This window comes from Bacillus sp. V5-8f, assembly GCF_002863565.1.
Taxonomy (GTDB): domain Bacteria; phylum Bacillota; class Bacilli; order Bacillales; family DSM-1321; genus Peribacillus.
The window spans coordinates 119,378-133,547 of sequence record NZ_PGUW01000006.1; the positions used below are offsets into that span (position 1 = coordinate 119,378).

10 protein-coding genes are annotated in these 14,170 nt (G+C 42.9%); 6 read left to right on the forward strand and 4 right to left on the reverse strand.

What is annotated here, in order from left to right:
- Nucleotides 1–235 precede the first annotated feature (235 nt).
- Nucleotides 236–2,074 (forward strand): hypothetical protein, encoded by a 1,839-nt coding sequence (locus CUU64_RS10610; protein WP_101633598.1) that lies wholly within the window; start codon nt 236–238, stop codon nt 2,072–2,074.
- Between the two features lie 44 nt (nt 2,075–2,118).
- Here CUU64_RS10610 and CUU64_RS10615 read toward each other — a convergent pair whose 3' ends face one another.
- The 3 genes from CUU64_RS10615 to CUU64_RS10625 form a co-directional block, all read right to left on the reverse strand.
- Nucleotides 2,119–2,757 (reverse strand): NAD(P)-dependent oxidoreductase, encoded by a 639-nt coding sequence (locus CUU64_RS10615; RefSeq protein WP_101633599.1) that lies wholly within the window; start codon nt 2,755–2,757, stop codon nt 2,119–2,121.
- 76 nt (nt 2,758–2,833) lie between these two features.
- Nucleotides 2,834–3,241, reverse strand: coding sequence for an Rrf2 family transcriptional regulator (locus CUU64_RS10620; RefSeq protein ID WP_101633600.1), 408 nt, complete (start codon nt 3,239–3,241; stop codon nt 2,834–2,836).
- 53 nt (nt 3,242–3,294) lie between these two features.
- On the reverse strand, nt 3,295–4,200 hold the full coding sequence (locus CUU64_RS10625; RefSeq protein WP_101633601.1) for a LysR family transcriptional regulator: 906 nt from the start codon (nt 4,198–4,200) through the stop codon (nt 3,295–3,297).
- Between the two features lie 281 nt (nt 4,201–4,481).
- On the opposite strand from CUU64_RS10625, the gene CUU64_RS10630 reads away from it, so the two are divergent.
- The 4 genes from CUU64_RS10630 (at nt 4,482) to CUU64_RS10645 (ending at nt 12,040) form a co-directional block, all read left to right on the forward strand.
- The gene (locus CUU64_RS10630) at nt 4,482–6,296 is read left to right on the forward strand and encodes an assimilatory sulfite reductase (NADPH) flavoprotein subunit (protein ID WP_101633602.1); all 1,815 of its coding nucleotides are present in this window, start codon (nt 4,482–4,484) and stop codon (nt 6,294–6,296) included.
- A 24-nt stretch (nt 6,297–6,320) separates the two neighbouring features.
- A complete protein-coding gene (cysI, locus tag CUU64_RS10635; RefSeq protein WP_101633603.1) occupies nt 6,321–8,039 on the forward strand; it encodes an assimilatory sulfite reductase (NADPH) hemoprotein subunit in 1,719 nt (572 codons plus the stop codon).
- 236 nt (nt 8,040–8,275) lie between these two features.
- The gene (locus tag CUU64_RS10640; RefSeq protein ID WP_101633604.1) at nt 8,276–11,815 is read left to right on the forward strand and encodes a bifunctional 2',3'-cyclic-nucleotide 2'-phosphodiesterase/3'-nucleotidase; all 3,540 of its coding nucleotides are present in this window, start codon (nt 8,276–8,278) and stop codon (nt 11,813–11,815) included.
- A 45-nt stretch (nt 11,816–11,860) separates the two neighbouring features.
- Nucleotides 11,861–12,040 (forward strand): hypothetical protein, encoded by a 180-nt coding sequence (locus CUU64_RS10645; protein WP_101633605.1) that lies wholly within the window; start codon nt 11,861–11,863, stop codon nt 12,038–12,040.
- A 42-nt stretch (nt 12,041–12,082) separates the two neighbouring features.
- Here CUU64_RS10645 and CUU64_RS10650 read toward each other — a convergent pair whose 3' ends face one another.
- Nucleotides 12,083–13,450: an amino acid permease gene (locus tag CUU64_RS10650; RefSeq protein WP_101633606.1), complete on the reverse strand. Its 1,368-nt coding sequence runs from the start codon at nt 13,448–13,450 to the stop codon at nt 12,083–12,085.
- Nucleotides 13,451–13,704: 254 nt separating this feature from the next.
- On the opposite strand from CUU64_RS10650, the gene CUU64_RS10655 reads away from it, so the two are divergent.
- Complete coding sequence (locus CUU64_RS10655) at nt 13,705–14,133, forward strand: cell wall hydrolase (RefSeq protein ID WP_101633607.1); 429 nt, start codon at nt 13,705–13,707, stop codon at nt 14,131–14,133.
- Nucleotides 14,134–14,170: the final 37 nt, after the last annotated feature.

Genomic DNA, 14,170 nt, shown 5'->3' on the forward strand with positions numbered 1-14,170 from the left:
CAGGAACATCGAAACTGGTTGATAAAATAAGTAAAATATACATATGTTCTAAATCCTTCGTTTGTGGGATAGAGAGCGGGATACATTTACCACGATCAGAATCTAAATGATTTAAATTACTAAAAAAAAGGGTGCCATGCTGCTTTTTTAGATGCCATGCGGCAGAAAACATGTAGACATATACCAATCATTGTCTATAATATAGTAAACCTTTTGAACGAAGGGGAAGGGTGAAATGGGCCTTTTGTGGCAGTCAGATGTTAACCGTTTTGCAAACCTAGTCGGATTATATATACAGGATGGAAGCGAAAACAAGGGAATCATTAAAAAAAGCCTTATAGGTGAAGCTCAAGTGTTATTAGAGGATAAAACTGGATTAGAGTGCTTGTTGTATTATTCGTCGATTCTTGATCAAAATGGGTTTTTTGTTGGCGGTCCATGGGAACAAGCAGAAAAACTTCAACCCAGCCTGGTCCGCGGTACACTTATGGCAGGAGGCGATATGGCTGTGGTCGAAGCACTAAGCAATTTAAGAATGCTGGCTGTTGCGACCGGCCATTATAAACTGCCATCCATTTCAAAGGATTTAGCATGCAGCTATCTGGATGAAGTGATTGCAGGGAACCTTGATGTGTTATACGCACCTGAAGCGGAAGAAGTTAGGATAAATGCGGATCAAGTGCCCATGGAGATAAAGCTTCTTATTGAATTTATCGCTGAGCGGTATTCCTCCCCAGAAATTCTCGCCTTTTTGACAGAAGAGATTGAGAAACTTTCTGTGCAGAGGCCGATTATTACCGATAAAATTGAAAGGCTCATCTCCTCAGGTATCGCCTCCGTACCAATTGATAAAAGGGAAAACACGACGTTCTACCGCTTCGAAAAGGCATTGGTTGCTCCATCATGGTTATCTGAGCAATACCCACAAAACTATTTGGAAGCACTTAAAGACAGCGCTGAACTAGAACTGTATATTGAAGCAGAACAATTGTGCCGTTCCATGAAAGATACAGGGCTAGTTTCCGGTTTTCATGTATCTTTTATTGGATTTGCAGCAAAACACAAACCGGATTTAGTATGTAAGTTGTTGGGATTAAGTGAAGAAGGATTAAAAAGGCTTCATGAAAATATAGATTTAATACAAAAAATCATAGAAGCAGTGGTCATTCCGGAAACGAAACAATCTATCTATGGATTGTCCCACTTCCTTGAACGGGACATTTTTACGAAACGTTTCGTCCAATCATTGCACGAATTGTTGGATACAAATCTTTGCCAGTCAGTGATGGCTAAACTCAAAGCTGTCTATGGCAACAGCGGAGTATCAGCTGAGGCTTATCTTCTTGCTGGCACGATTAGTATTCTAGGGCAGCCGCTGGGCATCGGACAGGGGTTCAATCCATGCTGCCAATCCACAAGGGCATTAAGTTATTGGTCGCAGAAAAATCCGACTTTTTTACTGGAACTGCTTTCGGAAGCGGCAAAAAGGGGAAATATAACACTTTCTTTTGAAGGGAACGCGATCTATTCTTCCAGCCTCCCTGTGAAAGCTCTAGACTACACAATCCCGATGGATCCAGTTTCGATCGTGTTAGTGCCTTTGTTGGATGCGATTTACGGAAACATGATTAAACGGGCCGCATTTCGAGGAGAAGATGTCCACAAAGTGATCAATCCTGAATTCCATCGCCAAGGAGTATTATCAGGTTTTGCTGATAAATATCAAAATGCGGATTTTTCATCTCTATTTTACCGGTACTATCATCCGGATTTTTCAAATAACAGGATTAGTGAACACCTACCCCAGCCGGCGGGCATCATTATTTATAGCCATGATAATACAGCCCTCGGCGCGCATGCTATCTTAATTCAAAGGATCGAGAAGGACCCGGAAGGTAAAGTCCGTGTTTATTTCTATAACCCTAATAATGATAGCAGCCAGACATGGGGCAAAACCATTAAAACCAGCGTCGCAGGTAGAGGGGAATTAGAAGGGGAAAGTTCTTTGCTTTTTGATGACTTTTTGCACTGTTTATATGCGTTTCATTTTCCTGAATTGGTGATCCAAAAATAATCATAAAGGGGCTGACCCGATGGAACGGGGCAGCCCCACATACATTAGTTCTCAGAAATAACAGTGAACCTCTCATTCACATGTTTTGGGTTTTCAATCTCATCCAAAACAGCAATAGCATAGTCCGCGTAGCTTACATAACTTTGTCCTTTACTATTTAGGATCACATGATCTTTTCCTATTTGGTACGAACCAGTTCTTTTGCCTTCTGGGTCAAAGAAGCCGGCAGGGCTGATATAGGTCCATGTAATAGAATTTGAATTTTGTAAGTCCTCTAAATTTTTTCCTGCGTTTGACGCCGTTGGATATACAAAGTCAGGAAAATCTGGTGTATCCATCAGACGGGTTGTTTTTGCCTCATCAACGAAGAGGCTTCCGGCACCGCCTACGACAATCAACTTTGTATCAGGGACATCTTTCAGGGCGGAAGTAAGAGATCTCCCGGCGTCTACATATAGATGTTCCTCTCCCATTGGTGCACTAAATGCATTTACTACGACATCAAAGGATTTCAGGTCAGCCGTGTTAAGGTTGAATAAGTCTTTTTCTAGTACGGCAACATTTGTATCGGTGATCTTTGAAGCATCTCTCACGATGGCTGTGACTTCATGCCCTCGGTCAAGCGCCTCTTTCATAATAAGGCGGCCAGCTTTTCCGGCAGCACCTATAATGCCAATTTTCATAAACATACTCCTCCTAAATAGTAGTTGTAACAAAAAAAGTTACATGATGGCGGTAAAAACACATCTCTTAAACTTTTCATAAGAGATGTTCTATTACGTCTTTGAGTGATTTCTTGGCCAATTCATTCTCCATCGCTTTTTGCACAGAATAAAACGTGTCACCCAGTGTAGACTGGATTTTCTTTCCGACTGGACAGTTTAGATTAGGATTTTCATGGACTGCAAACAACTCATCCTTTCCGTGAATGGCCTTATAAATATCCAACAGGGAAATCTCCGATGTTTCTTTTGTCAGGGAAGCTCCCGGTACTCCGGCCTGAGTGGTCAAAATCCCTGCTTTTTTTAACTGGCTAATCAATCGGCGAATCACGACAGGATTGGTATTCACACTGCTTGCAATTGCCTCGGAGGTGATTTGTCCACGCGGAAAAGAAGCGATCAAAGACAAAGTATGAATGGCAACAGAAAGCCGGCTATTAATCAATCTTTAACACCACCATATGTAACAATTGTAGTTACAGGTTTATTTTATGTCAATTATTTTACTTTATCCTGGCTATTTGGCCATTTCTTCTTTAATGCGCCTATAAACGTTTTTACATTCTTTTTATCTTGCATGATAGGTGAGTAAACATAGGAAAGCGTTCTGATAAAGGACTGATTTTTCAACTTAATAATAGACAGATTGTTATGCTGCACGTCTCTTTCAATAACACTGCCGGATAGAAGTGACAGCCCCATACCATTTATAATCGTTTCTTTAATGCCTTGATTGCTGCTAATGGTAAGAATTGATTTGACTTTTAATCCATTGGAACGGATGACATGGTTTAAATATTCGCGTGTACCTGATCCAACTTCTCTGGTAACCCATGCCTGATTTTGGAGATCAGGGATCGTTACTTCATCTTTACAAGCGAGCTCATGATTGGTTGCAGAAACGACGTATAACTCATCCTCCATAAAAGGGTGAACCGAAACCTCTTTTTCATTGGTTTGGCCTTCAATCAAGCCGATATCGACCTGATACAGACGGACAAATTCAACAATCTCTTCTGTATTCCCTATAATGACTTGAAGCTCAAGTTCAGGATAATCCTGTTGGAGGTCAAAAAGCAAAGATGGCAATATATACTCCCCAATTGTAAAACTTGCACCAATCTTCAATTCGCCTTTTATGGAATTATGGTGCTCCAGAATATCTTGCCTCGTCTGTTCATATATGGTGATCATTTGCTTCGCACGATCATATAATATCTCGCCGGTTGGAGTGATCTTTAAATATTTTGGGGATCGCTGAAACAATTTGGTTTGGAATTCTTTTTCCAGGTTTTTAATGTGGAGACTTACACTGGGTTGGGACATACGAAGCATTTCGGCCGTTTTTGTAAAATTTTTTACTTCGGCCAGGGTTACGAATGTCTTTAGCTCATCATAATACAATAGAATCCCGCCTTATTATTAGTAATCCTAATAGCAATAATAATTTATATGTATTTTACTAATTTTCAATCTTGCGGTAAAGTTAATGTAGGATTTTGAGGGAAGGGAATCTGTTGATTCTGGAAACAGGTTGGTATTTATATAACTAAAACCAACTTAATTGATAGGGATAATAAAGATATAGCTATTCTTGTTTTGCTAAAAAGTGAATTGCAAGAATTGTCGAAAAGGGTCATTATTTATTATGATAGAGTTTATATTCCTTTGTGAGGTGGAAATCGTTGCAACTTCAGGTAATGAACAGTCCTTTTAATCAGGAGCAGGCAGAGCTCCTTAACCGGCTTCTGCCGACTTTGACAGAGTCTCAAAAAGTCTGGCTTAGTGGATATTTGGCTGCGTCCCAGTCTGCTTCAGCCGTTATAACATCCGAACCGCAGGCGGTACAGCTTCCGGCCGAAAACACCCAGGCTATCTCGAAAGAAGTGACCATTCTTTATGGATCACAAACGGGCAACGCACAGGGACTTGCCGAGAAGGCAAGAAAGACGCTTGAGGGCCGCGGCTTTCAAGTGAACGTTTCGTCCATGAGCGATTTTAAACCGAACAACTTGAAGAAAGTCCAAAATCTGCTTATTGTTGTAAGTACACATGGAGAAGGAGACCCGCCGGATAATGCACTTTCTTTCCATGAGTTTATCCATGGACGGCGTGCGCCTAAGCTTGAAGATCTTCGTTTCTCTGTATTGTCGCTTGGAGACAGCTCGTACGAGTTTTTCTGCCAGACGGGTAAAGAATTTGATTCACGACTGGAAGAGTTAGGCGGTACAAGGGTTTATCCGCGTGTGGATTGCGACCTTGACTATGATGAGCCAGCTGCCGAGTGGCTGGAGGGTGTTGCTGCCAGCTTAAGTGAGATACAGGGAGGAAGTACGGCCTCCGCTATAGCGGGCGCACCTCAAGCTGTTGAATCGGCCTATTCCAGAACTAATCCTTTTAAAGCAGAAGTGCTGGAAACTATCAATTTAAATGGCCGGGGCTCTAATAAAGAAACACGCCATCTGGAGTTATCTCTTGAAGGTTCCGGCCTTACTTTTGAACCAGGTGACAGCCTAGGTATTTACCCGGAAAACGATCCTGCTCTTGTAAGCATGCTTGTTGAGCAAATGGAATGGAATCCGGAAGAATTGGTGACGGTAGGGAAACAGGAAAATATCCCGCTTAAAGAAGCGCTTACATCCCATTTGGAAATTACTGTTTTGACAAAGCCCCTTTTACAGAAAGCAGCTGAGCTTTCAACGCATGATGATTTACGGGCGCTTGTGTCCCCGGGCAATGAAGAAAAACTAAAGGCTTATCTTGAAGGGCGCGATTTGCTTGATTTGGTGCGTGATTTTGCTCCATGGAGCGGATCAGTGCAGGATTTCATTTCTATACTAAGGAAAATGCCAGCCCGTCTTTATTCGATTGCGAGCAGTTTATCCGCAAATCCGGATGAAGTGCATTTGACCATCGGTGCTGTTCGCTATGAAACACACGGACGTGAACGAAGTGGCGTTTGCTCGATCCTTTGTGCGGAACGTTTGAATCCTGGCGATGTGCTGCCTGTTTATATTCAGCATAACCAAAACTTTAAGCTCCCGGAGAATCCAGATACACCGATCATCATGGTCGGACCGGGAACAGGTGTAGCACCGTTCCGTTCCTTTATGCAAGAACGGGAAGAAATCGGGGCGGAGGGGAAATCTTGGATGTTCTTTGGAGACCAGCATTTCGTTACAGATTTCCTTTACCAGACCGAATGGCAAAAGTGGTTAAAAGACGGTGTGTTGACGAAAATGGATGTCGCATTTTCACGTGATACGCAGGAAAAAGTATATGTGCAGCACCGAATGCTTGAGCATAGCCAAGAGTTGTTCCAGTGGCTTCAAGAAGGCGCAGTCCTATATATTTGTGGTGACGAGAAGAATATGGCGCATGATGTCCATAACACACTCATTGATATTATTGAAAAAGAAGGCGGCATGGCCCGCGAACAAGCGGAAGCTTATCTTGCTGATATGCAAAAGCAAAAACGTTATCAGCGTGATGTATACTGATTTGACCTGAAAGGAGTTTTCAACATGGTGAACCCAATTTTAAAAGCGCCCGAAGGACCGCCAAGTGATGTTGAGGAGATAAAAGAAAGAAGCAATTATTTGCGCGGTACTCTCAAGGAAGTAATGCTCGACCGGATCAGCGCCGGGATTCCTGATGATGACAATCGCTTGATGAAGCACCACGGCAGCTATTTGCAGGACGACCGGGATCTGCGCAATGAGCGCCAAAAGCAAAAACTGGAACCGGCTTACCAATTTATGCTTCGCGTCCGTCTTCCGGGGGGAGTGGCATCATCATCCCAATGGCTTGTCATGGATGACCTAGCTGAAAAATATGGTAACGGCACCTTGAAATTAACAACACGAGAAACATTTCAAATGCATGGAATTTTGAAATGGAATATGAAAAAAACCATTCAGGAAATCCATGGGGCCCTGTTGGATACGATTGCGGCATGCGGTGATGTGAACCGGAACGTAATGTGTTCTTCGAATCCTTATCAATCTGAAATCCATGCAGAAGTGTATGAGTGGGCGAAAAAATTAAGTGATGATTTATTGCCGCGTACTAGAGCGTACCATGAAATTTGGCTCGATGAAGAAATGGTAGCGGGGACTCCGGAAGTGGAAGAAATCGAACCGATGTATGGTCCGCTTTATTTGCCGCGGAAATTTAAAATCGGGATTGCTGTTCCTCCATCAAATGATGTTGACGTCTTTTCACAGGACCTCGGTTTTATCGCAGTAGTGGAAAATGACAGGCTTGTCGGTTTTAACGTGGCTATTGGCGGCGGCATGGGTATGTCCCATGGAGATAAAGCAACATACCCGCAGCTGGCGAAAGTGATCGGATTCTGTACTCCTGACCAAGTTTATGATGTAGCAGAAAAGGTTATTACGATTCAGCGAGATTACGGGAACCGTTCCGTCCGAAAAAATGCCCGCTTTAAGTATACTGTTGACCGTCTTGGTCTGGAAATAGTAAAGGCTGAGCTGGAAAACCGCCTTGGCTGGAGCCTGGATGCAGCGAAGCCGTATCATTTTGACCATAACGGCGACCGCTATGGATGGGTGAAGGGCGTTCAAGGTAAATGGCATTTTACATTGTTTGTGGAAGGTGGCCGTATCGCAGATTATGATGGCTATAAGCTGAAGACGGGCCTCCGTGAAATCGCGAAGATCCACACCGGTGATTTCCGTTTAACGTCTAACCAAAACCTGATCATTGCCAATGTTTCAAGCCAGAAAAAGAAAAAGATCAGCGATTTGATGGAACAATACGGTTTGACGGATGGCGCGCATCATTCTGCACTCCGCCGCAGCTCGATGGCTTGTGTTTCTCTACCGACGTGTGGATTGGCAATGGCTGAAGCAGAACGCTATCTGCCTAAGCTGATTGATAGGATTGATGCAATTGTTGATGAAAATGGACTGCGCAATGAAGAAATCACCATCCGCATGACCGGCTGCCCTAATGGCTGTGCACGTCATGCCCTCGGTGAAATTGGCTTTATTGGAAAATCAGTCGGCAAATATAATATGTATCTTGGTGCAGCTTTTGACGGCAGCCGTCTAAGCAAATTGTATCGTGAAAACATCGGTGAAGAGGAAATTCTCAGCGAACTGCGTATGCTTCTTCCTCGTTACGCAAAAGAACGGGAGGAAGGCGAGCACTTCGGTGACTTTGTGATCCGCGCCGGAATTGTTAAAGCAACGACAGACGGCACCAATTTTCATGATTAATTAATTTCTAAAAGAGACAGGAATGAGTTATAGTTCCTGTCTCTTTTTTTTGCCCGTATTTCGGTGAAATTTGAGTAGGGATTAAGAACCAGCGAATGAACAGCTGTAATTGAAAAAATTTATAGAAGTAGTGCTATGTAACTGAATTTTTAAAATTCACAAAATTTTAATCTGATTGACACATTACCGTGATATATTGGTCTAGAATTTTATACTATTCTGGAAGGAATGTGAGGATGATGTCAATGAAGCATCGATTGAAAAAGTGGATTGCCTCGTCAGTTGTCATTGGATTGGCCGCAACTCAATTTGCTATTCCGTCCTTTGCCGATAAGCCCCGTGGAAATGATAAGCATAAGCACTTCCATAGCTCCGAGTTTTCCCTTCGGATTATGGAAACTACCGATGTGCACACAAATCTTGTAGGCTACGATTATTTCAAAGACGTACCTTCTGATTCTATCGGGCTTTCACGCACAGCCACCCTGATTAAACAGGCAAGGAATGAAGTGAAAAACAGCGTCCTGGTTGATAACGGGGATTTAATTCAGGGGACCCCGTTGGGAACTTATAAAGCAAAAGTGGATCCGCTTGAAAAGGGTGAAGTCCATCCAGCCTATAAGGCTATGAATCAATTGGGCTATGATATGGCGACATACGGGAACCATGAATTTAATTATGGGTTAAACTATTTAGAGGAAGCGACAAATGATGCTAGATTCCCATATGTAAACGCAAATATTTATATCGATGATCATGATAAGAATCCTAATAACGATAAAAATAAGTTCCAACCCTATAAAATAGTTGAAAAAGAAGTACGGGCAAATAACGGAAAAAAGATAAAAGTCGACATTGGCTATATCGGTTTCGTACCACCGCAAATTATGGATTGGGATAAAGCCAATCTTGAAGGAAAGGTCATTACAAAAGGTATTGTAGAAACAGCAAAGAAATACATTCCGGAAATGAAGAAAAAAGGTGCTGATATCATCATTGGCCTTACCCATTCTGGTTTTAGCGGGGATACAGGAAATACGGAAGATGTCGTTTATTCATTAACCAAGGTTCCGGACATCGATGCCATTACATTCTCGCATACCCATAAAGTTTTCCCTGCTGCCAATGAGCAGGCGCTGGATGCCCTTTTTAAAGACAGCACGGGAAAAGTACTCCCTGGAGTTGACAATGCAAAAGGAACAATTAATGGCGTACCTGCAGTACAGGCTGGATACGGCGGCGGCAATTTAGGAATAATCGACCTCAAGCTACAGCGTGTGAGAGGAAAATGGGAAGTAGTAGGTTCCCAGTCTTCCAACAGGACTGTCTATGGAAAAACAACAAATCAAAAGACAGAGGAAGACAGTGGTGTAGTGACGGCTGTAAAAGCAGACCACGATGCAACAGTTAAATATGTCAACACGCCAATCGGTAAAACAACCGCACCGATCCACAGCTTCTTTGCCCTTGTGCAGGACGATCCTTCTGTGCAGGTAGTGACAAATGCGCAAAAGTGGTATGTAGAAAAGTATCTTGCGGCTAACAAGCCGGAATACAAGGACTTGCCTATTCTTTCAGTTGGGGCTCCTTTCAAAGCGGGCCGCAATGGTCCTGAAGAATTCACAGAAATCCACACCGGAGATTTGACAATCAGAAGCGCCGGAGACCTTTACCTTTATGACAATACGCTTAAAGCGATTAAAGCAAAGGGCTCTGTCGTAAAAGAATGGCTTGAAATGTCAGCGGGTAAATTCAATACAATCGACCCTGGTAAAACAGAAGAACAGAAGCTATTAAACGATCAATTCCCGGTTTATAACTTTGATATCATTGATGGGGTACAGTACCAAATCGATGTTACAAAGCCTGTCCGCTATGATATGAAAGGCAATAAGATTTCAGATTCAAGCCGTATTAAAAACCTGACATACAATGGACAGCCAGTTGACCCTGATCAGGAATTTATTGTCGTTACAAATAACTACCGCGCAGGCGGGGGCGGGAACTTCCCTGGCGTGAAAGGCAGCGAATATGTAGTCGATTCTGCAGATGAAAACCGCCAGATATTAATGGATTACATTACGGAGAAAAAAGAAATTAATCCAACTGCAGATAACAACTGGTCAATCGCGCCTATTGATGGGGATGTAAACGTTACGTTCACTTCATCGCCAAAAGGTAATGAATATGTACCGGCCGGCAGTAAAATCTCTTACACTGGAAAAATAGACGAAAAAGGATTTGGAATCTATCAATTTGACCTTAACGGCAAGAAGCCTGAAAACGTAAACATTCAACTTTTAGGAATCAACGACCTGCACGGCCAATTGGATACAACTTCAGAGTTTGGCGGGATAAAACAAGGGCGAGCGGATTACCTTGCTGCCTACCTGAAGCAAAGAGAATCACAGAATCCTGAAAATACATTATTGATATCTGCCGGAGATGCTGTCGGAGCAAGTGCGCCGGTCTCATCCAAGCTGCAGGACAAACCGACATTGGAATTTTTGAACAATATGGGCTTTGATGTTGGTACAGTTGGGAACCATGAATTTGATAAAGGTCTTGATACATTAATGGCCCAAATCAATGGCGGGAAATCTCCAACTTCGGATGTAGTGTTTGATAAACTAAAATTCCCTTATGTAGTAGCCAATGTCGTCTATAAAGATACGAAACAACCAATCTTGGATCCTTATGTAATCAAGAAAGCAGGCGGGGTTGATATAGGGTTTATCGGCGTTGTAACAAATGCAACACCTTCAAAAGTAAGTCCAGCAGGAATTGAAAGAGTAGAGTTCATTGACCAAGCTACAGCTGTTAACAAAGCAGTGGAAGAATTAAAACAAAAAGGTGTGGAGTCGATTGTTGTAGTATCCCATGATCCGGGCAGCGACAGAAACGGGGTTGTTTCTGGGGAAGTGGCGGATCTTGCGAATGCGCTTGATGATGAAGTTGATGTCATCTTTGCTGGCGACAACCATGCGAAGCTGAATAACCTTGTTGATGGAAAGTTAGTTGTCCAGGCATATTCTTACGGCACCGCTATTGCAGATGTCGACCTTGAAATCGATCCGGCAACAAAGGATATCGTAAAGAAGTCGGCTGAAATCGTCACGGTGGCTCAAAATGGAATCACACCGGATACACAAACAACTGAACTCATTAACAAGTACCTGGAAATGTTCCCGGAGTTAACACAGCCGCTTGGTACAACGGTTGCTCCAATTACAAGAACAAATGCTTATAATGCAGAGTCTGCGCTAGGAAACTTAATTGCCGACTCCATGAAAGCTGACCTCAATTCTGATTTTGCATTCATGAATCCCGGAGGAATCCGTGCAGATATTCCTCAAGGCACGGTGACATATGCAGATCTCGCAAAAATCCAGCCGTTTGGGAATGTGCTAGTCAAGCTCACCCTAACAGGCGCAGAAATAAAAACATTGCTGCAGCAGCAATGGGCCATTGAAGGATCTCCAAAAACGCTGCAAATATCAGGCTTGAAATATACAGCCAACTTTAGCAAGCCGGTAGCAGAACGTGTGGTTGAGTTAATAAAAACCGATGGCACGCCAATCATGGATGACCAGCAGTATACGGCTGTGGTAAATGACTTTATGGCCAACGGTGGAGACAACTACCTTGTCCTGAAAGGAAAAGAAAGAACGTACGGCTCAGTTGATCTTGATGCGTTCGTGAATTATGTGAAGAAGACATTCAACGGCGGCGAAATTACTGCTTCAGTAGAAGGGCGTATCACCAATATCAAGTAATCCGTTATACAGGAATCCTTACAGCAACAAGCTGCAGGGATTTTTTTGAATTCTGTTAAAAACTGTAACGTTGCCAGAATTCCCAAAAAGAACTTCCAGAAGTTCTTGGATGAAGCAGAAGGTGCTGCTGCAAAAGTGATGGAACGCTCGGTTATTATATTGGGAACATTTTTCGTCATTTATCAGGTAATAAAGAAAAGAGGCAATAATAGAGAACCAAAGTAAATAAACCTCTCGCGGGTTTATGCGCAAGAGGTTCGAGTTCCATTATTTTTTCCTATTCAACCCAAATCCGTAATAGCATGCAGTGAGCAGCAAAATCCAGATTGGACCGACAATCAGTGCAACCGCAGTATTTTCAGAAAAGCCCATCAGCACGATGACCAAGAATAAAAAGGCAAGTGAGAAATAGGAACTGAATGGGTACCATGGCATCTTGTATTCTAGCTTGTCTTTTTCCTTCACGTTCATCCTTTTTCTAAAACGAAGCTGTGAAATCAAAATAGTTGCCCATGTCCAGATGGCGCCGAATGTCGCGATACTCGTTACCCAGCTAAAAACCTTTTCGGATACGATATAGTTCAAGTAGACTCCAATTAACAGAACGATTGCTGAAGCAATGATTGCAATTCCCGGCACCCCGCTTTTGGTTGTGCCCTTGAAACTTATTGGTGCTTCGTTTTGTTGTGCGAGATTGAACAGCATTCTTGCTGTGCTGAAAATGCCGCTGTTACAAGATGAAAGTGCAGCGGTAAGCACCACAAAGTTTATGATTCCTGCAGCTCCCCTGACCCCAATTTGTTCAAAGGTCATAACGAATGGGCTGTTCTCCGGGCTAATTTCATTCCATGGATATATGGACATAATAACAGTCAAAGAAAGCACGTAGAACACCAGAATGCGCCAGAAGACTGAATCAATGGCTCGGGCTAATGCTTTTTTTGGGTTTTTGACTTCACCAGCCGTAACTCCGAGCATTTCCACTCCAAGATATGCGAACATAACCATCTGCAAAGATAGAAGTACCCCGGTTAGTCCGTTAGGGAAGAATCCTCCGTGTGAATAAAGATTGCCAAACCCGGTAGCAACTCCACCGTTCCCAACACCCAAAAGAATTGTTCCTAACCCAAAGATGATCATTAATACAATCGTTACAATTTTTATCAGGGCAAACCAAAACTCCAACTCGCCATATGCTTTAACAGCCAGGAAATTAACACATACCATGATGATCAGGGCGCCCAGGCCCCAAGCCCATTGGGGTGTTCCCGGGAACCAATACTGCATATAAATCCCGACGGCGGTGATTTCCGCCATACAAGTAACAATCCATAAAAACCAATAATTCCACCCAGTAATGAAACCGGCAAGCGGTCCAATATAATCCCGGGCATAGCGGCTGAACGATCCTGCAACTGGGTTTTTGATTGCCATTTCACCAAGGGCCCTCATAATAAAGAAGATAACAAGGCCACCGAGGGCATAGGCTAATAAGATTCCGGGACCTGCGAGCTTGATTGCATTTGCCGACCCAAGAAATAAGCCAACACCAATGGCTGCACCAAGTGACATTAACGTGATATGCCTTTGTTCCAATCCCCTATGTAATTGTGATTCTTCTCCCTTGTTTTGCATGTTTTTCTCCTTTACTTGATGAAAAATAGTCGATGCTAGTCAAAAAAACATTCTACTCAATTATTATACCAATAAAATAAAATGCATTGGCAAGCATCCTATGAAATCTTATGGTTAACTAAATGATTGTAAAGAATTAGGACAAAAAACAGGCTTCAGGTCCTTAATTTACGGATGAATTTAAAAATTGAGACTGTCATCATTCTGATGGGCGGGAATATGATAAAGGGAATATTTCCTTAGGTGGTGTAGGAATGGCAGTTGTAAGAGCCAGACAGCAAGATATTGATTTATTAGCAAGACTCCTTAGGGCGGAAGCTGAAGGCGAGGGCAAACAAGGAATGCTGATGGTCGGAAACGTAGGGATTAACCGAATCAGGGCGAATTGTTCTGATTTTAGGGGTCTACGGACCATCCCCCAAATGGTTTACCAGGCACACGCTTTTGAAGCCGTCCAAAAGGGATACTTTTACCAAAAGCCAAGACAAACTGAACGGAGATTGGCGCGACGGGTTGTGAATGGAGAAAGGCTTTGGCCAGCCAGATATTCTTTATGGTATTTCAGGCCGCCGGGAAATTGTCCGGCAACCTGGTATAACCAGCCGCATGTAGGCCGCTATAAGCTTCATTGCTTCTACGAGCCTACAGGCGAAGAATGCGAAAATGTTTATAATGCATTATAGTTTTGAGAAAATGGGAAAAAAGTGAAGCGCAGAAAGA